General features: G+C 65.2%; 20 protein-coding genes. 8 read left to right on the forward strand and 12 right to left on the reverse strand.

Going from position 1 to position 24,873, the window contains the following annotated elements:
* Window positions 1-6: 6 nt before the first annotated feature.
* Window positions 7-777 (forward strand): 5-oxoprolinase subunit PxpA, encoded by a 771-nt coding sequence (locus IVA91_RS35690; RefSeq protein ID WP_247275644.1) that lies wholly within the window; start codon window positions 7-9, stop codon window positions 775-777.
* On the opposite strand, the gene IVA91_RS35695 is transcribed toward IVA91_RS35690, so the two are convergent.
* The 5 genes from IVA91_RS35695 to IVA91_RS35715 form a co-directional block, all read right to left on the reverse strand.
* Window positions 778-930 carry a hypothetical protein gene (locus IVA91_RS35695; protein WP_212025333.1) on the reverse strand — a complete coding sequence of 51 codons (153 nt, stop codon included), beginning with the start codon at window positions 928-930 and terminating at the stop codon, window positions 778-780.
* A 256-nt stretch (window positions 931-1,186) separates the two neighbouring features.
* Window positions 1,187-2,797: a sulfite reductase subunit alpha gene (locus IVA91_RS35700; protein ID WP_247275645.1), complete on the reverse strand. Its 1,611-nt coding sequence runs from the start codon at window positions 2,795-2,797 to the stop codon at window positions 1,187-1,189.
* Window positions 2,794-4,575 carry a NirA family protein gene (locus tag IVA91_RS35705; RefSeq protein ID WP_247275646.1) on the reverse strand — a complete coding sequence of 594 codons (1,782 nt, stop codon included), beginning with the start codon at window positions 4,573-4,575 and terminating at the stop codon, window positions 2,794-2,796. The genes IVA91_RS35700 and IVA91_RS35705 overlap by 4 nt, the downstream gene beginning before the upstream one ends.
* Window positions 4,576-4,912: 337 nt before the next feature.
* On the reverse strand, window positions 4,913-6,076 hold the full coding sequence (locus tag IVA91_RS35710) for a CmpA/NrtA family ABC transporter substrate-binding protein (RefSeq protein ID WP_247275647.1): 1,164 nt from the start codon (window positions 6,074-6,076) through the stop codon (window positions 4,913-4,915).
* Window positions 6,073-6,663 carry an ANTAR domain-containing protein gene (locus IVA91_RS35715; RefSeq protein WP_008564898.1) on the reverse strand — a complete coding sequence of 197 codons (591 nt, stop codon included), beginning with the start codon at window positions 6,661-6,663 and terminating at the stop codon, window positions 6,073-6,075. The genes IVA91_RS35710 and IVA91_RS35715 overlap by 4 nt, the downstream gene beginning before the upstream one ends.
* 110 nt (window positions 6,664-6,773) lie before the next feature.
* Between IVA91_RS35715 and rimO the strand changes: the two genes are divergently transcribed.
* The gene (gene rimO / locus IVA91_RS35720) at window positions 6,774-8,099 is read left to right on the forward strand and encodes a 30S ribosomal protein S12 methylthiotransferase RimO (protein ID WP_247275648.1); all 1,326 of its coding nucleotides are present in this window, start codon (window positions 6,774-6,776) and stop codon (window positions 8,097-8,099) included.
* Window positions 8,100-8,425: 326 nt separating this feature from the next.
* Window positions 8,426-9,622: an acetylornithine transaminase gene (locus tag IVA91_RS35725; RefSeq protein WP_247275649.1), complete on the forward strand. Its 1,197-nt coding sequence runs from the start codon at window positions 8,426-8,428 to the stop codon at window positions 9,620-9,622.
* Between the two features lie 152 nt (window positions 9,623-9,774).
* Here IVA91_RS35725 and IVA91_RS35730 read toward each other — a convergent pair whose 3' ends face one another.
* The 3 genes from IVA91_RS35730 to pcsA form a co-directional block, all read right to left on the reverse strand.
* Complete coding sequence (locus tag IVA91_RS35730; RefSeq protein WP_247275650.1) at window positions 9,775-10,749, reverse strand: quinone oxidoreductase; 975 nt, start codon at window positions 10,747-10,749, stop codon at window positions 9,775-9,777.
* 75 nt (window positions 10,750-10,824) lie between these two features.
* The gene (locus tag IVA91_RS35735) at window positions 10,825-11,559 is read right to left on the reverse strand and encodes a TerC family protein (protein WP_247275651.1); all 735 of its coding nucleotides are present in this window, start codon (window positions 11,557-11,559) and stop codon (window positions 10,825-10,827) included.
* Window positions 11,556-12,323: a phosphatidylcholine synthase gene (gene pcsA / locus IVA91_RS35740; protein WP_247275652.1), complete on the reverse strand. Its 768-nt coding sequence runs from the start codon at window positions 12,321-12,323 to the stop codon at window positions 11,556-11,558. The genes IVA91_RS35735 and pcsA overlap by 4 nt, the downstream gene beginning before the upstream one ends.
* An 86-nt stretch (window positions 12,324-12,409) precedes the next feature.
* Here pcsA and IVA91_RS35745 point away from each other — a divergent pair, with 86 nt between their 5' ends.
* On the forward strand, window positions 12,410-13,594 hold the full coding sequence (locus IVA91_RS35745) for a UbiH/UbiF family hydroxylase (RefSeq protein WP_247275653.1): 1,185 nt from the start codon (window positions 12,410-12,412) through the stop codon (window positions 13,592-13,594).
* 6 nt (window positions 13,595-13,600) lie between these two features.
* On the opposite strand, the gene IVA91_RS35750 is transcribed toward IVA91_RS35745, so the two are convergent.
* Window positions 13,601-14,554, reverse strand: a complete 954-nt coding sequence (locus tag IVA91_RS35750; protein ID WP_247275654.1) for an AEC family transporter — start codon at window positions 14,552-14,554, stop codon at window positions 13,601-13,603.
* Window positions 14,555-14,659: 105 nt separating this feature from the next.
* Between IVA91_RS35750 and hspQ the strand changes: the two genes are divergently transcribed.
* Entirely contained in the window at window positions 14,660-14,992 is a 333-nt protein-coding gene (hspQ, locus tag IVA91_RS35755; RefSeq protein WP_008564941.1) for a heat shock protein HspQ, read from the forward strand.
* 77 nt (window positions 14,993-15,069) lie between these two features.
* Here hspQ and IVA91_RS35760 read toward each other — a convergent pair whose 3' ends face one another.
* Window positions 15,070-15,891: an invasion associated locus B family protein gene (locus IVA91_RS35760; RefSeq protein WP_247275655.1), complete on the reverse strand. Its 822-nt coding sequence runs from the start codon at window positions 15,889-15,891 to the stop codon at window positions 15,070-15,072.
* Between the two features lie 261 nt (window positions 15,892-16,152).
* Here IVA91_RS35760 and IVA91_RS35765 point away from each other — a divergent pair, with 261 nt between their 5' ends.
* The 3 genes from IVA91_RS35765 (at window position 16,153) to IVA91_RS35775 (ending at window position 20,824) form a co-directional block, all read left to right on the forward strand.
* Window positions 16,153-18,009, forward strand: a complete 1,857-nt coding sequence (locus IVA91_RS35765; protein WP_247460724.1) for an extracellular solute-binding protein — start codon at window positions 16,153-16,155, stop codon at window positions 18,007-18,009.
* Window positions 18,010-18,013: 4 nt separating this feature from the next.
* Entirely contained in the window at window positions 18,014-19,516 is a 1,503-nt protein-coding gene (locus IVA91_RS35770; RefSeq protein ID WP_247275656.1) for a class I adenylate-forming enzyme family protein, read from the forward strand.
* Window positions 19,517-19,600: 84 nt separating this feature from the next.
* The gene (locus IVA91_RS35775) at window positions 19,601-20,824 is read left to right on the forward strand and encodes a GGDEF domain-containing protein (RefSeq protein ID WP_247460712.1); all 1,224 of its coding nucleotides are present in this window, start codon (window positions 19,601-19,603) and stop codon (window positions 20,822-20,824) included.
* 166 nt (window positions 20,825-20,990) lie between these two features.
* On the opposite strand, the gene mfd is transcribed toward IVA91_RS35775, so the two are convergent.
* Entirely contained in the window at window positions 20,991-24,509 is a 3,519-nt protein-coding gene (mfd, locus tag IVA91_RS35780) for a transcription-repair coupling factor (RefSeq protein WP_247275658.1), read from the reverse strand.
* Window positions 24,506-24,796, reverse strand: coding sequence for a succinate dehydrogenase assembly factor 2 (locus IVA91_RS35785; RefSeq protein WP_247275659.1), 291 nt, complete (start codon window positions 24,794-24,796; stop codon window positions 24,506-24,508). The genes mfd and IVA91_RS35785 overlap by 4 nt, the downstream gene beginning before the upstream one ends.
* Window positions 24,797-24,873: the final 77 nt, after the last annotated feature.

Raw genomic sequence — 24,873 nt, forward strand, 5'->3', positions numbered from 1 at the left:
GCACCCATGAAGACAGTCGATCTCAATTGCGACCTCGGCGAAGGTTTTGGCGCGTGGGAGATGGGCAATGACGCGGCGATGATCGAGCTGGCAAGCTCGGTCAACGTCGCCTGCGGCTTCCACGCCGGCGACCCTGACATCATGCGCCGCACGGTGGAGCTCGCGAAAGCGCGCGGCGTCTCGGTCGGCGCGCATCCCGGCTACCGCGATCTGCACGGCTTTGGCCGGCATCCGATCGCGGGGCTGAAGGCATCCGAGATCGAGAACCTCGTCGCCTACCAGATCGGCGCGTTGCAGGCGATCGCGACCGCAGCCGGGTACAAGGTGACGCATGTGAAGGCGCATGGCGCGCTTTCCAACGTCGCCTGCGAGGACGACATGACGGCGAAGGCGATCGCCGCCGGCATCAAGGCGGTCGATCCCAGCCTGATCTTCGTCGTGCTCGCGAACTCGAAGCTGGTGAAGGCCGGCGAAGCGGCCAATCTGCCGATGGTGCACGAGGTGTTCGCCGACCGCGCCTATGAGGACGACGGCAATCTTGTCTCGCGCAAGAAACCCGGCGCGGTGCTGCACGATGCCACGGCGATCGCCGATCGCGTCGTGCGCATGGTGCAGGACGGCGCGGTGGTCTCTGTCACCGGCAAGGTGATCAAGATGCGCACGGACACGGTCTGCATCCACGGCGATACGCCTGGCGCCGTCGAGATCGCGCGCGGTGTGCGTCAGGCGTTGAAGAATGCGGGGATCGAGGTCGCGCCGTTCAAGCGCGGGGCGTGATCAGAACGGATGCACCGACAACGTGCCGAACACGATCGCCGCGATGACGGCGAACGCGCTATAGAGCGCGACATGATGCATGCTCGTCCCGGTCCGACGCGAGAGCGAGCGCGCGTAGAAGTGCAGTCTGGCCTCGGCCGATAATTCGCGCATGGTCGATCTCCAGTGCCCCATTTGCGGGATTATGATGGATCAACCGGGGGTGCCGGCAAGACGTCGACAGAAAAAGCGATGAGCTTCTTCATAGGAGGCTCATTGCAGATGCATATTCTCCGCAAGCGAAGGTTCCGAGAATCTCATTCGTTAAATTCCGAGGCAGCCGGAACCGGCTCGCAAGGGATGATGGCCAGGCCAAACCCTGGGAAGGCCGTCCGATCAACCGGACGACTCATCCCGATGTTCTCGCGTTTTAATAAACGTCAGCCTGGAATCGGCCGGTCTTCTTGAGCTCGGCGACGAAACTGACGGCTTCGTCGGTCGAACGTGCGCCGAACTGGGCGACGATGTCGACCAGCGCGCGCTCGACGTCCTTGGCCATGCGCTTGGCATCGCCGCAGATGTAGAGATGCGCGCCTTCGGCAAGCCACGTCCACACCTCACGGCCGACCTCGCGCATGCGGTCCTGCACGTAAAACTTCTTCTCACCGTCGCGCGACCAGGCCAGCGACAGTCGCGTGAGCAGACCCGAGGTCTTCATCGCGTTGAGCTCCTCCTGGTAGAAGAAGTCGCAATCGCTGCGCTGGTGCCCGAAGAACAGCCAGTTCTTGCCGGGCGCGCCGGTAGCCTTGCGGTCGAGCAGGAAGGCGCGGAACGGCGCGATGCCGGTGCCGGGGCCGACCATGATGATTGGCGTCTTCGGGTCCTGCGGCAGGCCGAAGGCGTGTGCCTTCTGCACATAGACATTGAGCTTCTCGCCCTCGTTGATACGCTCGCCGAGGAAGGTCGAGGCGACGCCGAGGCGCTTGCGCTTGCCGACAACGTAGCGCACCGAATCGACCGTCAGCGATAGCTTTCCGGGCGTCGCGTTGTGCGAGGACGAGATCGAATAGAGCCGCGGCTGAAGCGGCTCCAGCGCCTCGACGAAGGCCTCCGGATGCGGCCGCGTGCCCGAAAACTTCTGGAGCGCGGCCATGACGTCGAGCGTCGCCGCATCGCCATCGGGATCCTCGCCCTGCGCCAGCGCCCGCGCCTTCTCGCGCGCCGCACCGCCGGTGATGAAGGAGATCAGCTCGAACAGCGTGTCCGGCGCCGGCGACAGCGAGACGTCCTCGATCAGCACCTCGCGCAACGTCTTGCCGTTGACCTTGGTGGTGTGGGAGGCGCCGAGCAGCGCGATGATCTGGTCGACGAGGCCGACATCGTTGCGCGCGAACACACCAAAACTGTCGCCGACGACGTAGTCGAGCCTGCTCTCGGAGAGATCGAACTCGATGTGGTAGGTCTCCTTCTCCGACTTTCCCTTGTTGAGAAGACGGCGCGACAGGAAAGTCGCGGTCACGGGGTTGTCGCGCGAGCGGCCCGGCTCTGCGATGGTCACGGTCACCGCTGGCGCGGCCGTGTCCGGCTTGTCCGCCGCTTTGGCCGCCGGGGCCTTGTCGAGCTCCTCGTACAGCGACTTCAGCATTCGCGCGGTTTCCTTGCCGCCGGGAACGCAGAGGTTGAGCCGTGCTTCGCTGCGGCTCGCGATGGCCTCGGAATAATCGTGGCAATTGTAGCCGCACTGGCCGCAATCCTGCTGCGCCATCGCCGCCATCATTTTGCGGCGCAGGGGACGGCCCTCGGCGAGTTTCATCCGCTCGGCAATCGGCAAGGTCTGGTCGTGCCACGGCGCTTCGCCGTCGTCGCCGTCGCCGGCGGCGCCTTGCATGACGGCGGCGCCCTGCTCCGCCGACAGCGGCGCGGCGGCGTCAGGCGACAACAGTCCGGCAAAGAAGCCGTTCAGCCAGGAACGCTGCGCATCGGAGAACGGTGCGCTGGCGGGAATGATGTCGAGTTTCGGCGGAGGCGTGATCTGGTTCATGCGGACACCTGTGCATCGGCGAGCTTGCGCAGCGTTTCGCCGTCATGGCGGCGCGCAAAGGACAGGAAGGTTTCATCGGGAGACGAACGATGGGCGATATAGGCCTTGAGCAGTCCTTCGACCGTCTTCGGCGCATCCTCGGCCTTGAGGTCGTGATAGACCTCCTGCCCGACGTCCGCGTCAGGGCCGAACCCGCCGCCGGTGAAAAGGTGATAGCCCTCGACCGTGTCCTCCTCGTTGACAGGCACGCGCGCCCCGATCAGACCGATGTCGCTGATGTAGTGCTGCGCGCAGGAATGGTGACAGCCGGTGACATGGATGTTGACCGGCTTGTCCATCGGAACGCGCGGCTCGCACCAGTCACCGATCTCTTCGGCATGGCGCTTGGTGTTCGCCGCGGCGAAGCGGCAGCCCGCATTGCCGGTGCAGGCGATCAGGCCGGCGCGGATATGCGAGGCCTCGACCGCGAGCCCGATCTGCTTGATCGCCGCGATGGCAAGCTCGACATTCTCGTTGCGCACGCCCGAGATCAGAAGGTTCTGCCAGACCGTGAGGCGGATCTCGCCGTCGCCGAGATCCCGTGCGATCTTGGCAAGGCCGCGCATCTGATCGCAGGTGAGCTTGCCGAGTGTCAGCGACACGCCGATCCAGTTGAGACCGTCCTGCTTCTGCTTGTGCACGCCGACATGCGCCATGCGGTCCGCGGCCGGCCGAGGCGCAAAGGCCTCTCCGGGCACGCGCGTGAACGGTGTCTTCAATCGCTCCTCGACCAGCTTGAGGAAGCCGTCATGGCCCATGCTGTCGAGCACGTATTTCAGACGCGCCTTGTTGCGGTTGGTGCGGTCACCATGGTCGATGAACACGCGCACGATTGCGTCGGCGACCGCGGTCGCCTGCTCCGGCTTGACGATGATGCCGGAATATTTGGCGAAATCCTTGTGGCCGGTGATGCCGCCGAGACCGAGACGGAACCAGACTCCGGGCTCGACGCCGAAACCGTCCTTCACCTCGTACGCGGTGAATGCGATGTCATTGGTCTCCTCGAGTACCGCGATCCTGCCGGCACCATCGAAGGCGACGTTGAACTTGCGCGGCAAGCCGTAGAGCGAGCGGTCATTGAGGATGTGATAGTGCCACTCGCGCGCATAAGGCTGCGTGTCGATCAGCTCCTGCGGATCGATGCCCGCCGTCGGCGTTCCCGTCACGTTGCGGATGTTGTCGGCGCCGGAGCCGCGCGAGCACAGGCCGAGGTCCTGGATGCCCTCGATCAGCTTCACGGCGTTCTTCGGCGGAATCTCACGAAGCTGGAGATTCGCGCGCGTGGTGACGTGGCTGTAGGGGCCGCAGAGTTCGTCGGCGAGATCGGCAAGGCCGGACAGCTGCCAGTGCTTCATGATGCCGTTGGGAATCCGCAGGCGGCTCATGTAGGAATCCTGCGTCGGCGCGACATAGAAGATGCCGTAATAGCGCCAGCGGAAATTGTCCGCCGGGCTCGGCGGCGCGTTGTCGAGCGCCTGCTGACGCAAGCGCGAATAAGCATCGAAAGGATGCTCCTCGCGCTTGAACTTCTCCTGGTCGGCGAGCTTCTTGCCCGACGCGATCACCTTGTCCTGCGCCTTGATGTGCACGGCATCGGGACCGGTGGGCTCGGCGCTCGCCTTGGCGGCGCCGCCGCCGAGACCGCGACCGACGCGGCTGATCTGCAGACCGGTCGTGAAGCCTTCGAGATAGCGTTTCTGCTCGTCGGTAAAGTCGACTGCGAGCGTATCGATTTTCATGGTCGGTAACGAAGCTCCTGCGGCCACCGAGGTGGTATCGACGGAAATTGGCACGACCCGCGAGGTATCTCGGCTGGCTCCAAGAGCCGGCCTCGTGACCCAGCGGTCCGATCAGCTTCGTTGCTGCGGGTTTCGGCTCAGCAGGCACCTGTGACAAGCTGGCCGCAGTGCAACATTCAAGTTGCGTGCCAGCTTCGACGAAATAAGAAAAATTGAGAATTCAATCACTTAGCAGCAGCTCCGGAACATTCCGGTCGCGGATCACCTCATGAAATTCGAGCAGTCAGCTCAAAATTTAGTCGATGAGATGGATTGCCTTAAAATTATGCAGAGACGATCAGGCCTTCCAACGCCCCACGTCGAAGGCCTCTAGATGTTGCAGGATGTTGTCAGCATCGAACGCCGGCCCGGCGAAGGCCCCAAATGCCGCCGGGGCTTCGTCGGGCGGGCGGCGGCCGAGGGCGGCATCGTAGAGGTCGGACCTGAACACCGCCATCGCCGTCTTGGCGCCGTCCGGGCTCAACGCCGCCTGCCCCCAACGTACCATTTGCGCATAGAGCCAGGCGGCCTGAACCGGATCGGGGCGCCCAGCCTCCTCGCGCCCAACCAGCAGATAGCGGCCGCTCTCGCGGAACGTCCCGTCCGGCGAAATCTTCAGACGTCCCGTGAGGGTGCGCTGGATGACTTCGGCATCGACGCCGATCCGCTCGGGTTGCGCCAGTATCCGCGCCGCTTCGATCCGGTTTTCCGGATGCTCGATGAACTCGGCCGCCTTCACCGCCGCGCGCACGAGGCTGGCGACCACGTCCGGATTCTTGTCGGCCCAGACCTGGCGGACGGCCAGGACCTTCTCCGCCGCGCGCACCAAAATGTCGGAGACGAAATGCAGGATATGGCCGATGCCGAGATCGACCGCGATCGAGTTCCAGGGCGCACCGACGCAGAATGCGTCGACGTGCCCGCTCTTGAGACTGTCGACCATGTAGGGCGGCGGCAGCACGACAAGGCGCACGTCCTCATCGGGATCGACGCCGGCCGCCGCCATCCAGAACCGCAATTGGTAATTGTGGGTCGAGAACGGGAAGGTCATGCCGAAGGTCAGTGGATCGGCCCCGGCCTTGCGGCGCTTGGCGACCACCTTCGCCAGCGCCTTGGCGGTGACAAGCGGATCGAAGCGGTCGCCGTCGATCTCCTCCATCAGCGCGGCGTGGAGCGCCGGCGACACCGTGATCGCGTTGCCGTTGATGCCGAGATTGAAGGGCGCGGCGATCGGCACCTTGACGTGGCCGAGCCCGAGCGAGGACGCGATCGCGACGGGCGCGAGCAGATGCGCGGCGTCGAACAGGCCGATATTGAGCTTGTCGCGGACGTTGGACCAGGACACCTCGCGCACCAGCTCGACCTCGAGCCCTTCGGCAGCGGCAAAGCCCTTGTCGACGGCGACGATCAGGGCGGCGGCATCAACCAGCGGAATGAACCCGATGCGAAGGGGCGCGGTCATTTCAGCATCTCCGACGCGGTGATGATCGACTGCGCGATCTCGCCGATTTTCTTCTTCTCGCGCATCGCGGTGGAGCGCAGCAGCACATAGGCTTCGTCTTCGGTGAGGCCCTTCACCTTCATCAGGATGCCCTTGGCGCGTTCGATGATCTTGCGGTCCTCGAGCTGCGACTTGGTGCGTTCCAGCTCCTCCTGGAGCTTGGCGAAAGCGTTGAAGCGAGACACGCAGAGGTCGAGGATCGGCTTGATGCGCTCCTTCTTCAGCCCGTCGACGATGTAGGCGGATACCCCCGCCTCGACCGAGGCTTGGATCGAGGCGGAATCGCTCTGGTCGACGAACATCGCGATCGGCCGCTTCACGGCGCGGCTGACCTGGAACATCGCCTCCAGCACGTCGCGACTGGGGTTCTCCAGATCGATCAGGATGATGTCGGGGTCGACCGCATAAATACGGGCAAGCAGGCTCTGCATCTCGCGGATATGGACGACCTGCGTGAATCCGGCCTCCCGCAATCCTTCCTCCAGGATCGCAGCCCGGATCGGGCTTTCATCGACGATCACGATTTTGGGCGACTGTTCGGCGCTCATAGCTCACTCACCACCAGTGATTCATCCATAGCACGCCGGAACGCCCTGCAAAGGGTTGTAATTGTGGGCAATTGGGACTAGCTCAGGCCGGTCAATCAGGCAGTTCAGATATGGATCAGACGGCTGCGCCCAAGGTCAGCTTCGTGTCGCTCGGGTGTCCCAAGGCATTGGTGGATTCCGAGCGCATCATCACGCGCCTGCGCGCCGAGGGTTACGAGCTCGCCCGCAAGCATGACGGGGCCGACATCGTCATCGTCAACACCTGCGGATTCCTCGACAGCGCCAAGCAGGAATCGCTCTCGGCGATCGGCGAGGCCATGGCCGAGAACGGCAAGGTGATCGTAACAGGCTGCATGGGCGCGGAACCCGAGCAGATCGAGCAGGCCTATCCGGGCGTGCTCTCCATCACCGGCCCGCAGCAATATGAGAGCGTGCTCGACGCCGTGCATCGCGCGCTGCCGCCGGCCCATAATCCGCATCTCGACCTGGTGCCGCCACAAGGCATCAAGCTGACGCCGCGGCACTATGCCTATTTGAAGATCTCCGAAGGCTGCAACAACCGCTGCACCTTCTGCATCATCCCGAAGCTGCGCGGCGATCTCGTCTCGCGCCCCGCCAACGACGTGCTGCGCGAGGCCGAGCGCCTGGTCGGCGCCGGCGTCAAGGAGCTGCTGGTGATCTCGCAGGACACGTCCGCTTACGGCATCGATCTCAAATACGCCGAGAGCCCGTGGAAGGATCGCCAGGTCCGTGCCAAATTCCTCGATCTCGCGCGCGAGCTCGGCGAGCTCGGAGCATGGGTCCGGCTGCAATATGTCTACCCCTACCCGCATGTCGATGATGTCATCGCGCTGATGAACGAGGGCAAGGTGCTGCCCTATCTCGACATCCCGTTCCAGCACGCGAGCCCCGAGGTGCTGAAGGCGATGAAGCGCCCGGCGGCGCAGGACAAGACGCTGGCGCGCATCAAGCGCTGGCGTGAGGAATGTCCCGATCTCGCCTTGCGCTCCACCTTCATCGTCGGCTTCCCCGGCGAGACCGATGCCGACTTCGCCTATCTGCTCGACTGGCTGGATGAAGCGGAGATCGACCGCGTCGGCTGCTTCAAATACGAGCCGGTCGCGGGCGCCACGTCGAATGCGATCGAGAACCCGGTCCCGGAAGAGATCAAGCAGGAGCGCTACAATGCGCTGATGGCCCGCCAACAGAAGATCTCGGCACGGCGGCTGAAGCGCAAGGTCGGCACACGCCAGCAGATCATCATCGACGAGGTCGGCCCGACGGTGGCAAAGGGCCGCTCCAAGGCGGATGCGCCCGAGATCGACGGCGCCGTCTATCTCTCCAGCCGCCGCCCCTTGCGCGTCGGCGAGATCGTCACCGCCAAGATCGAGCGCGCCGACGCATACGATCTGTACGGCAGCGTCGCGGGATTCTGACGGCTCGTCAAAACTTGACCTGCGTCCGGAAGCAGCGAGGAAGCCGCGCTTCGTACCTGACCGATACACGCCAGGCGCGTGTTTTTTTAGAACGTCTGCTTGACAAGTCCAGCCGTTCGGCTGTACGGACGCGCCCCATGATCAACTCTCGGACCCACCGCCGCGCAGCTTTCCGTCGTCGCACCCGCGACGATGATGGGTTGCGCCATGTCCGACGACGCCGCTGATCGCCTGAATTCAGCAGAGTTTTCGAGAAGGCCGCACCCGCAAAGTGCGGCCTTCTTGCTTTCGCGCGTCTTTTCCATCCGCCTCCAGAGGAGTTCGACATGACCACCGCCACCCATCCGTATGACGCGCTGATGGACATCACGGCACGACCCAAGGCCGTGTTCGTCCGGGGCGCCGGCTCCTATCTCTGGGACGACAGCCGCAAGCGCTATCTCGATTTCGTGCAGGGCTGGGCCGTGAACTGCCTCGGCCATTCGCCGCCTGCGATCGTCGATGCGCTCGCCGCGCAGGCCAAGCGGCTGCTGACGCCCAGCCCGGCCTTCTACAATGAGCCGAGCCTCAGGCTCGCCCAGGCTCTGGTCGAAGGCAGCGCTTTCGACCAGGTGTTCTTCGCCAATTCAGGCGCGGAAGCCAACGAGGGCGCCATCAAGCTGGCGCGAAAATACGGCAGCCTCCACAAGGGCGGTGCGTTCGAGATCATCAGCTTCGAAGGCAGCTTCCACGGAAGGACGCTGGCGACGATGTCGGCCTCGGGCAAGAAGGCGTTCGAGCCGCTGTTCGAGCCAAAAGTCGCTGGCTTCAAGAAGGCCAAGCTCAACGACATTGCCTCCGTCGAGAAGCTGATCAACGACAACACCGTCGCTGTGATGCTCGAGCCGATCCAGGGCGAGTCCGGCGTGTGGCCGGCGAGTGATCAGTTCCTGCAAGAGCTGCGCGCGCTCACCGAGTCGCACGGTCTTCTGCTGATCTTCGACGAGATCCAGACCGGCATGGGCCGGACCGGAAAACTTTTCCACCACGAGCACACCGGGATCTCGCCCGACATCATGACGCTCGGCAAAGGTATCGGCGGCGGCGTGCCGCTCGCCGCCCTGCTTGCGGCCGAACGCGCCTCCTGCTTCGCGCATGGCGATCAGGGCGGCACGTTCAATGGCAACCCGATCATGTGCGCGGCGGGGCTTGCGGTGCTGGAAGCGGTCAGCAAGCCGAACTTTTTGAAGTCGGTCATCGAGACCGGGCTGCTGCTCGAAAGCGAGCTGCAGAAAGTCTCGGCCCGGCACGGGCTTGGCGGCGTGCGGGGCCGAGGCTTGCTGCTGGCGCTCGACCTCAAGCTGCCGATCGCGCCGGGGATCGTCGCGCAGGCGTTCGAGGCCGGCGTGCTCCTGAACGCGCCGCAGGTCGACACGCTGCGCTTCATGCCGGCGCTGAACGTCACGCGGGCTGAGATCGCCGAGATGATCGATTGTCTCGACGCGATTCTGACCAAGGCCGGCGCGGCACGGCGGGTGGCGTAAGACACGTCTCGTGCCCCGGACGCAGCGCAGCGCCCCTTCGGCGATGCGCTGCAGAGCCGGGGCCCCATCTCTCTGCATGGTGCGCATCTACGCCGCAGCGCTTGCGCGCTGCAGCTTGTCCGGGACCCCGGAGCAGGTGATGACGGAAGAAACTACGGCTTCAAGATCGACGCGCCCGTCGTCCTGCGGCTTTCCAGCTCGATATGCGCCTTCGCGGCGTCCTTGAGCGCGTAGGCGTGGTTGATCGGCACGTGCAGCTTGCCATTGATGACGGCGGCGAACAGCGTGTCGGCGCCTTCCAGCAATTCCGAGCGCTTGCCGACATAGTCGTTGAGCTTCGGCCGCGTCGCAAACAGCGAGCCGTGATTGTTGAGCTCGGCGATCGAGAACGGCGGCACGGGACCGGAGGCATTGCCGAACGAGACGAACATGCCGCGCGGCTTCAGGCAGGACAGCGAGCCCGGGAAGGTCGCTTTGCCGACGCCGTCATAGACCACGTCGCAACCCTCGTTGCGGCTGATCTGCTTGACGCGCGCGACGAAGTCTTCCTCGTTGTAGAGGATAACGTGGTCGCAGCCATTGGCCTCCGCAAGCTCGGCCTTCTCGCGCGAACCCACCGTGCCGATGACGTGGGCCCCGAGCGCCCTCGCCCATTGGCAGGCAAGCAAGCCGATGCCGCCGGCGGCTGCGTGGATCAGCACGCGATGATGCGGCTCGACCTTGAAGGTCTTGTGCAGGAGATACCAGACCGTGAGCCCCTTCAGCATCAGCACGGCGCCCTGCTCGTGGGTGATGTGGTCGGGCAGCTTGACCAGCTTCTCCCAGGGGATGTTGCGCTCGCCGGTATAGGCGCCGAGATTGTGATAATAGGCCACGCGGTCGCCGGGATGGAAATTGGTGACGCCCGGTCCCACCGCGACGACCTCACCCGAGGCCTCGTTGCCGGCGATGAAAGGCAATCCCGGCGCCTTGTAGAGGCCGGTACGGTAATAGACGTCGATGAAGTTCAGGCCGACCGCGTGCTGGCGGATGCGCACCTCGCCGGGCCCGGGCGCCGGCACGTCGACGCTCTCATAGACCAGGGCTTCGGGGCCTCCGACCTTGTGCACACGGACGGCTTTGGTCATCACCTGACCTCCTCTTCTCGCGGCTCAGCGAACGGCATCGCGCCCGCCTTGTCAACTCGACCCAGTTAGGAACGGCTAGACGGACGGCGTGCCGGCTTTCCTGCGGTTGCGCTTGGCCAGCACGTTGAAGAATTCGACCGCCGCCGAGAACGCAATCGCAAAATAGATGTAGCCGCGCGGAATGTGGAATTGGAATCCGTCCGCGACCAGCGCGACGCCGATCAGCACCAGGAATGCCAGCGCCAGCATCTTGGTGGTCGGATGCTCCGCGACGAATCGCGACACCGGCCCCGACGAAATGTACATGATCAGGCAGGCGATCACGACGGCCGCGATCATGATCTCGATGTCCTGCGCCATGCCGATCGCGGTGATGATCGAGTCCAGCGAGAACACGACATCGATGATCACGATCTGGACGATCACCCAGAAGAAGGCGTTGCCGGCGGACTTCTCGTCGCCCTCGCCGTCATCGGCTTCGACCTCGCCGTGAATCTCGTGCGTCGCCTTGGCGATCAGGAACAGGCCGCCGGCGATCAGGATGAGATCGCGCCAGGAGAAGTCGTAACCCTTGACGGCGAACACCGGCGCGGTCAGCCCGATCAGCCAGACCAGGAGGCTGAGCAGGACGATGCGGAACAGCAGCGCCAGCGCCAGCCCGATCTGGCGGGCGCGATGCGCCTGCTTCTCCGGAATGCGCGAGACGATCACCGACAGGAAGATGACGTTGTCGATGCCGAGCACGATCTCGAGCGCCGTCAATGTCAGCAGCGCAGCCCAGGCTTCGGGACTGGTGAGGAGATCGATCATGCGAAGGATCTCACCAGTCGTATCAGGGCATCGCTGAAGCTGATCCAGAGCGCGATGGCACAAAGCACTATTGTCACGCCGGTGCCGACGCGGAAATCCATCTGCAGCACATAGAGGCCGAGCAGCGCCCAGATAGCGATCAACGACATCGTCAGCCAGCGCAGCCGCACGACGCGGACCGGATGCAGCACGTGAAACGGCACGAAGGTCAGCACCACGAGCACGGCGACCAGCAACGTCGACCAGAGCGGCGGCCAGTGCAGCAGGAACAAATAGAACGCCGCCGCATTCCACAGTGCCGGGAAGCCGCGGAAATGATTGTCGTCCGCCTTCATGCGCAGATCGGCGAAATATAATGCGCTGGTGACGATGATGGCGACGCCGAGCAAGGGAGCTGCGACCGGCAGCAACAGCCCGCTGGCCACGATCGCGTAAGCCGGCACGAAGACATAGGTGACGAAGTCGACCACGAGATCGAGCACGTCACCCGACCAGTTCGGCTGCACCTTCTTGACGTCGAGCCGGCGCGCGATCGGACCGTCGATCGCGTCGATGATCAGGGCAACGCCCAGCCACTGAAACATCGCTGCCCAGTGCTCGCGCACGGCCTCCAGCATCGCCAGCAGCGCGATCGCCGCACCGAACGCGGTGAAGATGTGGACCGAGAACGCCGCGGCGCGGATCGCGGGGCTGGGCTTCAGGGAATCCTCTTGGCTGTCCATGGCTTCTGCTACCAGAATGAGACCGATTTGCACATCCGCCATTGCGGCGCGCCGTTGCACAATTCGTCATAAAATCAGGCAAAATCAGCGGGCTTGAATTTGCCGCGGGGCGTGTCAATTGTCCTTCCATGACAGACGCATCGACACTCCATGACGCCGCCGTGATCGGCGGCGGACCGGCAGGACTTGCAGCGGCGATCGCGTTGGCGCAGGCGGGTGCGCGGACCGCGCTGGTGGCGCGCCGCGTGCCCTATGCAGACAACCGCACCACCGCACTGTTGGGGGCCTCCGTCGATCTTCTGGAGAGCCTCGGCGTCTGGTCGCACTGCAAGGAAAAGGCGGCCGCGCTCGAGGTGATGCGCCTCGTCGACGACACCGGCCGGCTTTTCCGTGCCCCGGAGGTCCGCTTCTCCTGTCACGAAATCGGTCTCGACGCGTTCGGCTACAACATCGACAATCGTTCGCTGATGCTGGCGCTCGAAGAACGCGCGGCCGAACTCCCCCACCTCGTCCGTTGCGACGACGAGGCGGAAAGCGTCTTGATCGAAGCCGACGCGGTCGCCATTCGCACGGCCGCGGCACAATTCCTCTCGGCCCGGCTCGTGGTCGGCGCCGATGGTCGGCATTCGCTATGCCGCGAGGCTGCCGGCATCGCGGTGATGCGGCGCGAGCTGACGCAAACCGCACTGACCTTCAACGTCTGCCATGCACGGCCGCATCGCAATGTCTCGACCGAGTTCCACACGCCGCACGGTCCTTGCGTGTTCGTGCCCCTGCCCGGCGATCGCTCCAGCATCGTCTGGGTCGCGGCGCCGGCGGAGGCCGAGCGGCTTCGCGGCCTGAGCGACGAGGAGTTGTCCGCCGCGATCGAGAAGCAGTCGCATTCGATTCTGGGACGCATGACGGTCGAGCCCGGCCGCAACCTGTTCCCGCTGGCGATCGAGCGTCCAAGATCCTTCGGCCGTGACCGTATCGCGCTCGTCGGAGAAGCGGCCCATGTGGTTCCCCCGATCGGCGCCCAGGGCCTTAATCTCGGCCTGCGCGATGCCGCCGACATCGCCCGGGTCGCGGGCGAGGCCCTCGCAGCGGGCCGGGATCCGGGCGCGAGCGACGTGCTCAAGCGCTACGACCGGGCGCGGCGTCCGGACGTCTTGAGCCGGACCTTTGCGATCGACATCGCCAACCGCTCCCTGCTCAACGATTTCCTGCCGCTGCAGCCGGTCCGCGCCGTTGGCATGCGCCTGCTCGGCGCCATCGGCCCGCTCCGTCGCTTTGCGATGCGCGAGGGCCTGGCGCCGACATGGCGAAGGTAAGCCGCCTCACGGGAGCGCCAGCCGGCCGCTCTGGATCGCCCACATCACGCTGGTCAGCGTGACCACCGATGCGAAGGTGCCGAGCAGTACCGCAACGGAGGCGGATTCGATCCAGGCATCGTTCTGCCGAGCGATCACGAACACGTTCAGGGCCGGTGGCAGTGAAGCCATCAGTACAGCGGTCGCGGCCCAGGGCTGCGCAAACGGACCGAACGCCAGCATCAGGCCGAATGCCGTGAGCGGATGGATCAGGAGCTTGACCGCGATCACGCCCGGCACCTCCCAAGGCACGCGGTCGAATGGGCGCAGCGCCACGGTCACGCCGAGCACGAACAGCGCGGTCGGCGCAGCTGCGTTCTGGAGGAAGGTGATGGTGCGGTCGAGCGCAACCGGCAGCTCGATATGCAGCGCTGCAACCGCTGCACCAAAACAGGCCGACATGATCAGCGGGTTGAGCACGATCTGCTTCAGCACGACGCCGAAGGCGTGGACGAGCGAGGGATGGTCGCGGTCGGACAACTCGATCAAGAGCGGCACGATCGTGAACAGGAAGATGCTGTCGCAGCAGAAGATCAGCGCGGTTGGCGCCGATGCCTTCGGCCCAAGCACTGCGAGCGCCAGGCCCGGCCCCATATAACCGATATTGCCGTAGCCGCCGGAGAGGCCCGCAAGCGTCGCCTCGCGCAGCGTCAGCCGGCCGAGAACCTTGCCGGCGACCAGCGCGAGCGTGAACGCCGCAACCGTCGCCAGCGTGGTCGCGATCAGGAACGGTGGATTATTCAGCTCCGCAAACGGCGTCTTCGACATGATCGCGAACAGCAGCGCTGGCAGCGAGACGTAAAGCAGGAAGAAGTTCATCCAGGCGAGGCCCGATTCCGGCAGGGACTTGGCCTTGCCGCACGCGAATCCGACGAAGATCAAGCCGAAATAAGGCAGAGCCAGATTGAGGATATTGAGCATTGATGAAGTGTTTTCTGAAGACTTGGGGGCTACCCGTCCCTGACGCGAAGGTTAATTCCGGTGACGCCACTAGCATCGGCCACAATCCTGGTCTATCGACGGGGGATGATTAAAGCGCGGACCGCCAAATTCCAGATCGGACAGGTCGTGCGCCACCGGATCTTCTCGTTCCGGGGCGTGATCTTCGACATCGATCCGGAATTCAACAACACCGAGGAGTGGTGGCTCTCGATTCCCGAGGAGGTGCGGCCCCACAAGGACCAGCCGTTCTATCACCTGCTCGCGGAGAACGCGGAATCGGAATACGTCGCCTATGTCTCGGAGCAGAATCTGTTGCCCGACGATTCCGGCGAGCCGGTCCGGCATTCACAGGTTGCCGAGATCTTCATCAAGGACAAAGCCGGCGGCTATCGCCCGCGCAATCCGTCGCTGAACTGAAATTCGCCGCCAGCAAGCGGCCCGCAAAAAAGGCGCTCAAACCGAGCGCCTTTTTCGTGTTTGGGATGTGGTCCCGATTACTTCTGACCAGCCGCAGCTGTGCCGGGAGGCATGCCCTGCTGCTCGAGCTTCTTGCGCTGCTCCTCCGCCTTCTTCTGAAGCTCTTCCTGAAGCTTCTTCTGGGTTTCCTCGAACACCTTCGGGTCGGTCGGCGGACCGTCATAGGCCTTCTGGAATTCGCCGGCGAGCGGCAGCGGCAGGGTCAGCGGCGCGCCGTTGGCATTGATCGCCTGGACAACGAGGTTCTGGCCCTTCTTCATGCTGTTGATGAGCTCGGGCGTGGCCTCGTAATCGGACATGCAGCCGTTCTGGAAGCAGATCACGTAGGGCTGCTGCAGCGGCGCGTTGCTGTCCACGATGATGCGGGTGCCGTGCACGAGCTGCATGCCGAGCGGCAGCGTCACACGCAGAATCTTCTTGGGTTCGCCTTCGGGCTCGATGATCACGGCGGCGATGACCGGCTGGCCCGACTCGATGCGGCCGTCCTTGCCGGTGAAGCAGACCTGCTTGGCGTTGGCGTCCTGGCCCTTCAGGCAGAACTTGGTCCAGGGGGCATAGATCAGCTGGATCTGCTGATCGGCCGGCTGGGCTGCGCCCTGCTGCTGGCCGCCCTGCGCCGGAGCCTGCTGGGCCTGCGGTGAGGCCGCCGGCGCCGGAGCCTTGGGGGCAGCCTTCGGCGCCGCTTTCGGGGCCGGAGTCGCCTTGGGCGCGGGCGCGCCAGGAGCTGGTGCGGGAGCTTGGGCCTCAGCGGCAAACGGAACGGCCAACGCCGTCGCCGTCAACAGGGCGAGAAGTCGCCCGCGCGGCCGGACGGACGCGGCCAAGTAACGGAAATTCATTGCGGAAAACCCTTTCTGAACGGGAAGTGCCCGAACCGCTCCGAAGCGCCGAACCTGGCCGCCTTGGGCGCGGCTCTCTTCCCGTCAATTGAGGCGGATAAGTGACGGGCTCGGCGCTCTTGCGCGATTGACCGCCTTCTTAACGTGGCCGACGAAAAGATCAATGCCGACAGCCATCTTTGGCCACACCCACAGCTGCGCCCAGGGGAAATTCCCTGTGATAGGATTCAGGCCTGCCGGTCCTCGAATCAACGTGTGCCGATGTTCATGTTCCAGCGCCTCTTCGAGGGCCCCGGACTCCGCCTTTGCCGTCTCGCCCCGGCCCTCGTTTTGGCCCTCTCCGTCGGATTGTCGGCAGGCGGCGCGTGTGCCGAGGAAGCCCATGCCATTGCCATGCACGGCAAGCCGGCGATACCTGCCGATTTCACCCACATGCCCTACGTCAATCCGGATGCCCCCAAAGGCGGACGCATGACGTGGGGCGTTCTCGGCACCTTCGACAGCCTCAATCCTTTCATCGTGAAGGGGTTGGCCGTGCAGCAGGTGCGGAGCTACCTGGTCGAGAGCCTGCTCGCGCGCGGCCAGGACGAGCCGTTCACGCTTTATGGCCTGCTCGCCAGGACCGTCGAAACCAACGACGACAGGACCTTTGTCACGTTCCACCTCGATCCGCGCGCCCACTTCTCCGACGGCAAACCCGTGCTGGCTGAAGACGTGCTCTTCTCCTGGCAGCTCCTGCGCGACCACGGCCGTCCCAATCACCGGCAATATTACGCCAAGGTCGCAAAGGCCGAGGCGCCCGACCCCCTCACCGTCCGCTTCGACCTCTCTGGCGCCAATGACCGCGAGTTGCCACTGATCCTCGGCCTGATGCCAATCCTGCCCAAGCATGCGGTGGACCTCGCCAGCTTCGAGGAGACAACGCTGACGGGCCCGATCGGCTCGGGCCCCTATCGCGTCACGGCGGTGAGGCCCGGCGCCAGCGTGACGCTGACCCGCAATCCCGACTATTGGGGCCGTGATTTGCCGATCAATCGCGGGTTCTACAATTTCGACGAGATCAGGCTCGACTATTTTCGCGAGGCCAACGGCCAGTTCGAGGCCTTCAAGCGCGGCCTCTATGATTTCCGTGTCGAGCACGAGCCGCTGCGCTGGCACGACGGCTATGATTTTCCCGCTGCACGAAGCGGTGAAGTGATCCGCGATACCGTCAAGCCGGGGGTGCCGCAGCCTTCCGAATTCCTGGTATTCAACACCCGCCGACCGATCTTCGCCGACATCCGCGTGCGCAAGGCGCTGACGCTGCTGTTCGATTTCGAGTTGGTCAACCGCAATTATTTCTTCGGCCTCTATTCGCGCGTCGCCGGCTATTTCGCCGGCTCGGAACTATCGGCCTACGGCCGGCCTGCGGATGCGCGTGAGCGTGAGCTGCTGAATCCCTTCGCCGCCGGGATCCCGCCCGACATCATGGACGGCAGCTACCGCCTGCCGGTCACCGACGGCTCGGGTCGCGACCGCGCGACACTGCGCGCCGCGCTGAAACTGTTGTCGGAGGCCGGCTACGATCTCGACGGAACCGTGCTGCGCAACCGCGCGACCAAGGCGCCCTTCACCTTCGAGATCATGGTCACAACCCGCGACCAGGAGCGCATCGCGCTCTCCTTCCAGCGCGACCTCAAGCGCGCCGGCATCGAGCCGACCGTGCGCTCGGTCGATCCCGTGCAGTTCGATCAGCGCCGACTCGCTTACGAGTTCGACATGATCCAGAACCGCTGGGACCAGTCGCTGTCCCCCGGCAACGAGCAGTATTTCTATTGGGGCAGCGCTGCCGCCGACAATCCGGGGACCCGCAACTACATGGGCGCCAGGGATCCCGCCGTCGATGCCATGATAGCCGCTCTGCTGGAGGCCCGTGAACATGCGGATTTCGTCTCGGCGGTGCGCGCGCTCGACCGCTCCTTGGTCGCGGGCTTCTACACAATCCCCTTGTTTAACGTATCCGAGCAATGGATCGCGCGCTGGAATCGGATAGAACGGCCCAAGGCCACTTCGCTGTCCGGCTATCTGCCGGAGACCTGGTGGTCGAAGGGGCAGCCGGAAGCTCATCAAGCAAAGTGACGCCGTGAACCAGCCAGCAATATCGCCGACGCTCGACACGCTGTTTCAGCGCACGCTGACCCGGCAGCCGCACGCGCCGGCTCTGCTCGATCCCCTCAACAAGACGCACGTGACCGGGCACCAGCCGCGGCGGATGAGCTACGCCGAGGCCGATACGGCGATCGAGGCGCTGTCGGCGCATTTCGTCGAATCCGGCCTGCCGGCCAATACCGTCATCGCGATCCAGCTGCCCAACACGGTCGAATTCGTGCTGACGGTGCTCGCCGCCCACCGCGCGGGCCTCGTCGTCGCCGTGCTGCCGCTGCTGTGGCGGCATGCGGAACTGACCGCCGCGCTCAACCGCACCGCGGCGCGCGCCATCGTCACCATGAGCACGGTCGATGGCGTCAGCTATGCCGACCTGGCGATGCAAGCAGCGGCAGAAGCATTCTCGATCCGTCACGTCTGCGGCTTCGGCACCGATCTGCCCGAGGGCATGGCTTCGCTCGACGACGTGCTGGCCCGCCCGCCCGGCAGCACGCGCACCGTGATCCAGGACGGCCGCAAGGCGGCGATGATCTCTTTCGACGTCACCGCGGAAGGTTTTCGCCCGGTGCCGCGGCCGCATTTCAGCCTGATCGCCGGTGGCCTCGCGATGTCGCTCGAGGCCGACGTCAAGCAGGGCGCGACCGTGATGGCGGCGTTCGCGCCGATGTCGTTCGCGGGGCTAGCCTCTTCGCTGGCGGTCTGGCTGCTCTCGGGCGGCACGCTGGCGCTGCATCATCCCTTCGAGAGCGAGGTGCTGGAGCAGCAGATCAACCAGCACGAATGCGAGGTGCTGATCGCGCCTGCCCAGCTCGCGCTACGCCTCGGCGATTCCGATCTCGCCGCGCGGATGCCGACCTTGCGCAACGTCATCGGCCTCTGGCGCGCGCCCGAGCAGGTCGCCGCAAGCGATGCCTGGATAGCGCCGCATGCGCGGCTGACGGATGTCTATCTGTTCGGCGAGGCTGGCCTGTTCGGCGCCCGCCGCGGCGAGGACGGCATGCCTGTCGCGGTGATGCCGGGGCCGCACGGCGCCCCGCGCGAGCAGTCCGGCTCCTCCATCGCGGGCGAGATCCTGCTGACCCCGAAGGGCACGCTCGGCCTGCGCGGGCCGATGGTGCCGATCGCAGCCTACGCGCCGCCGCAGCCGGTCGGCGACACGCTGGTCGCGCAGCCGCCGCGCGACTATGTCGATACCGGCTATGCCGCGCGGCTCGACCGTCCGAGCGGCGCAATCTGCATCACCGCGCCGCCCTCCGGCATCATGGCCGTCGGCGGCTACCGCTTCCTCTCCAACGATCTCCAAGAATGGGCTCGCCGCCTCGGTCAGGGTGCCCTGCTCACCGCCCTGCCCGACCGCCTCTCCGGCCATCGGCTGGCAGGCCGGGCCCACGACAACGCCCGCGCCCGCGACGCGCTCAGCGAGCTCGGGCTCAACCCCCTGATGGTCGAGGCTTTTCGCGACCGCTCGGGGCAGGTCTAGGATCAGTTTCAGCCGTTCCGTTGACGCTGCATTAAGGCAGCCAAACTAGATTGTGCGGCATCTGTCGCGTGATCAGAGTTTGCAATGTCCCAGGCGGGCCCGATCCTGTTTGTGTCCAATGCCGAACGGCCGCCCTTCATTGCGGCGCTGGACGAGGCCCGGCTCTTTCCCGTGGTCGACACCGACTGGGCCAGCGTCGCACGCGCGGTCGAGCAGGTGCAGCCGGCCGCCGTTCTCGCGGCGATGCATGCCGGACACGAGCCGCACATGGCTCCGCTCGCGAAGAAGATTGCGAGCCAGTCACCCTACCTTCCCTTCGTAGCCATGGATGCCGCGGGCACGCTGCCGCACAACGCCCTGCCCTTCGCCTCACGCGGCGCCAATCCCGACCGCCTGATCGCGCGGCTCCGCGCCGCGCTGCGTGTGCGCACCCTTCACGCCACCGTGCTGCGCCGGCTGCCGGAAGCGACGGTCCCGTTGCCGGCGGCCGATCCCGCACGCGATGCCACCGTGCTCCTGATCGGCCGCGGCGCGGCCTATCCTGCGCTGTCGGTCGCGCTCGGCGAACGCATCGGCGTCATCGGCGCGCTCTCGATCGAAGCCGCCGCCAAGCATCTCAACACCCGCGACCTCGATGGCGTCGTGCTCGCCGAAGGCTTTACGGCGCGCGTCACCGATGCCTTCCTGACGGTGCTCGCCGAGGACACCCGCTTCCGTAGCCTGCCCGTCGTCGTCACCGCACACCAGCTCGCGCAAAGTTACGATCTGCCCAATCTCGAACTGATCTCCGGCGAGCCGGTGAGGGTCGCTGCCAATGCACTGCCACTGATCCGCCAGCATGCGATGGAAGCACAGCTGAGCCGCACGCTGCGCTCGATCGACGCCGGCGGCTGGATCGATCCACGCAGCGGCCTACTCACCGTGGAAGCCTTCGCCCGAGATTTTGCCAAGGCGGTCGAACAGACCTTGGCCCGCGGCGGCGGCCTCTCTGTTGCCCGCTTCGCCTTCGATCCCAATAATCCCCGTGCCCAGCTCGATGCCGCGCGGATCCTCAGCCGCCTGATGCGGCAGATGGATTTTGGCGCGGCGCAGAAGGACGGTTCGGTGATCGTGGTGTTCGCGGAGACCGACTTCCGCACCGCGCATATGATCGCGCGTCGTCTGTCGGCGGTGATGCGGCACACCGCGAACGGCAAGCACGAGATGCGCAGCGATCCCGTGGTCAGCGTGGATTCGCTGTCGGCATCGGATACGGCGCGCTCGCTCCTTGGGCGGCTGTCCGCCGATGCGTCGCGGGCGGCGTCGTAGTTTTTAGCGAGCCGCTTCAACAAGCCCCGTTATTGCGAGCCAACGGGTCCGCGCGAAGCGCGGCCCGATGACAGGCTCCGCGAAGCAATCCAGGCTCTCTCCGCGGAGCGATTCTGGATTGCTTCGTCGCAAGGGCTCCTCGCAATGACGCGGAGAGACCGGAGGTTCACGCCGCCTTCTTGCTCTGCGCGAGCTGCGCCAGCTGGCGCATGATCTCCGTGGTGCCGGCGAGACGCTCTTCGGGCGTCTCCCAGTCCTGGAGAAACACCACCTTCATGTCGGGCCGCACCTTCGCGGCCTTGCCGTGGCTGCGGATGAACGTCACCAGGCGATCGGGATAGGCGAAGGAATTGTCGCGGAAGGCGATGACGGCGCCCTTGGGACCTGCATCGATCTTCTCGACATTGGCCCGGCGGCAGAACGCCTTGATCGCGGCGACCTTGAACAGATAGCGGACCTCGTCGGGCAAGACGCCGAAGCGGTCGCGCATCTCGGCGCCAAAATTCTCGATCTCCTCCTCGGTGTCGAGATCGGCGAGGCGCCGATACAGCGACAGCCGCACCGAGAGGTCGTTGACATAGTCCTCCGGAATGAGCACGGGCATGCCGATCGTGATCGATGGCGACCAGCGGTCGGCGGCGGGTTCGGAGACGCCGGCCTTGAGGTTGACGATCGCCTCCTCCAGCATCGATTGATACAGCTCGAAGCCGACCTCCTTGATGTGGCCGGACTGCTCCTCGCCGAGCAAGTTTCCGGCGCCGCGGATGTCGAGATCGTGCGAGGCAAGCTGGAAGCCTGCGCCGAGGGTCTCCAGCGATTGCAGCACGGTGAGCCGGCGCTCGGCCTGCGCGGTGATCTTCTGCTGCGCCGGCAGCGTGAACAGTGCGTACGCCCGCAGCTTGGAGCGACCGACGCGGCCGCGGAGCTGGTAGAGCTGGGCCAGGCCAAACATATCGGCGCGGTGCACGATCAGCGTGTTGGCGTTGGGGATGTCGAGGCCGGATTCCACGATCGTGGTCGACAGCAGGATGTCGAACTTGCCGTCGTAGAATGCCGTCATGATGTCCTCGATCGCGGCGGGCGGCATCTGGCCGTGCGCGACCGCGACCTTCATCTCCGGCACGTTCTTGTCGAGGAAATCCTTGACCTCGGCGAGGTCGTCGATGCGCGGCACCACGTAGAACGCCTGGCCGCCGCGATATCGCTCGCGCAACAGCGCCTCGCGGATCATCAAGGGATCGTGCGGGGCGACGAAGGTGCGGACCGCGAGCCGATCGACTGGGGGCGAGGCGATGATCGAGAGCTCGCGCACGCCGGTGAGCGCCAATTGCAGCGTGCGCGGAATCGGGGTCGCCGATAATGTCAGCACGTGCACCTCGGCGCGAAGCGCCTTCAGCCGCTCCTTGTGGCTGACACCGAAATGCTGCTCCTCGTCCACGATGAGCAGGCCGAGGTCGCGAAACTTGATCGCCTTGCCGAGCAGCGCATGGGTGCCGACGACGATGTCGACGGAGCCGTCGGCGAGGCCCTTCTTGACCTGGTTAAGCTGCTTGGTCGGGACGAGGCGTGAGGCCTGCGCCACGTTGACCGGAAAACCCTTGAACCGCTCGGAGAAAGTCTTGTGGTGCTGACGGGCGAGCAGCGTGGTCGGCACCACGACCGCGACCTGCTTGCCGTCGAGTGCCACGGCGAAGGCCGCGCGCAGCGCCACCTCGGTCTTGCCGAAGCCGACGTCGCCGCAGATCAGGCGGTCCATCGGGCGGCCCTTTTCGAGATCCTTCAGAGTGGACTCGATCGCGCCCAGCTGGTCCTCGGTCTCGTCATAGGGAAAGCGCGCGCAGAACTCGTCGTAGAGGCCCTGCTGCACCGGCAGCTTCGGCGCCTCGTGCAGCATGCGTTCGGCCGCGATCTTGATCAGCTCGCCAGCGATCTCGCGGATGCGGTTCTTCAGCTTGGCCTTGCGAGTCTGCCAGCCCGAACCGCCGAGGCGGTCGAGCTCGACGGTGGTCTGGTCGGAGCCGTAGCGCGACAACAGCTCGATGTTCTCGACGGGGAGGAACAGCTTGGTCTCGGCGGCATAATGCAGCTCGAGACAGTCGTGCGGCGCGCCCGCGACGTCGAGGGTCTGCAGGCCGATAAAGCGGCCGATGCCGTGATCGACGTGGACGACGATGTCGCCGGCGGCGAGGCTCGTCACTTCCGAGATGAAATTGTCAAGCTTGCGGCTCGCCTTGCGCGGCCGCACCAGACGGTCGCCGAGGATGTCCTGCTCGCTGATCAGTGCGATCTCGTCGGTCTCGAAGCCGCTTTCGAGGCCGAGCACGGCGAGCATGGTCTCGTTTCGCGGCGTCGCCTGCACCGTCCGCCAGCTGTTGACGCTGGTTGTGTGGGCCAGCTTGTGGTCGCGCAGCATCGAGGTCATGCGGTCGCGCGAGCCTTCGGTCCACAGCGCGATCACGACCTTCTTGCGCTGGGCCTGCAAGGCCATCACATGCGCGACGACGGACTCGAACACATTGACGGTGGTGTCATTGCGTTCCGGCGCGAAGTCGCGGCCCTTGCGCGCGCCGGCATCGACGACACTCGTGCCGTCGGTCGGCACGGAGAACGGCGTCAGCCGCGCCACCGGGACGTCGCCGAGGCGTTTGCCCCACTCCTCCTCGGTCAGATAGAGCCGGTCGGGCGGCAGCGGCTTGTAGATGGCGCCGCCACCGGGATGCTCCAGCGCCTCGCGTCTGGCCTCGTAATAGTCGAGGACCTGCTTGAAGCGCTCGCGGACGGCATCCTCGGCCTGCGGCTCGATCGCGACGGCCGCGCCTTGCAGATAGTCGAACAGCGTGTCCATCCGGTCCTGGAACAGGGGAAGCCAGTGCTCCATGCCGGGATGGCGGCGGCCTTCACTGACCGCCTCGTACAGCGCGTCTTCGCGCTCGGGCGCGCCGAACTCGGCGACATAGCCCATGCGGAAACGGCGGATGGTGTCGGTGACGAGCTGAAATTCCGAGATCGGCACGAGGTCGAGCGCGCGCATGTCGAGCAGCGTGCGCTGCGTCTCGGCGTCGAACGAGCGGATCGACTCCAGGCTGTCGCCGAAAAAGTCGAAGCGCACGGGCTGATCGAGGCCGGCCGGAAACAGGTCCAGGATCCCACCGCGCACGGCGTATTCACCGGGCTCGCGCACGGTCGAGGAGCGGTTGTAGCCGTTGTGCTCGAGCCAGGCGACGATGGTGTCCATCGGCACCACGTTGCCTGGCGCAACCGACAGCGCCTGCGCCGCGACGAGGTCGCGCGCAGGCACGCGCTGCACCACGGCGTTCACCGTGGTCAGCACGATCAGCGGCTTGTCGCTGCCGGCGAGCGAAGCCAGCCGCGCCAGCGTCGTCAGGCGTTGCGCCAAAATGCCGCCATGCGGCGAGACGCGGTCATAGGGCTGACAGTCCCAGGCCGGGAAGGTCAGCACCGGCAGATCGGGCGCGAAGAATTGCAGTGCCCGTTCGAGCTGCTGCATGCGCGGACCGTCGCGGCAGACCACCGCAAGGCTGACCGCCGGCTTCTTCGGCCGCGCCGCGATGGCACGGGCGAGATCGGAGACGACGAGGCCTTCGGCGCCCTCGGCGACATTGGCAAGCGTCAGCGCGCGGCCGGGCGTCAGCAGCTCGGCCGGTGATTTCATGCCCTGCTTCATGCGTCGCCGTCCGCGATCGGGAATGCCTTGATGCGGGCAAACAGCGCGCCGGGGACATCGGCCGGAAGCACCTTGTCGCCGGTGACCGCGGCATAGAGATCGGGATCGTTGACCTCGAGCAAGCGCTCGAGCTCGATCAATTCAGGCTCGGACAAATTGCCGATCTCGGCATCCGCAAAGCGGCCGAGGATCAGGTCCATCTCGCGCGTGCCGCGGTGCCAGCAGCGGAACAGAAGCCGCTTGCGGCGGTCGTCGAGCCCGCTGCTCGATCGTGTCGTTCCCGTCATGTCTCAAATCCAGTCAAACGCAGAAAGCCCGGACGTGCCGGGCGGGGTGGATATAGCCACTCGGACCGGCCGTGTCA

It is taken from the genome of Bradyrhizobium sp. 153, from assembly GCF_023073835.1.
In the GTDB taxonomy this organism is placed as follows: Bacteria; Pseudomonadota; Alphaproteobacteria; order Rhizobiales; family Xanthobacteraceae; genus Bradyrhizobium.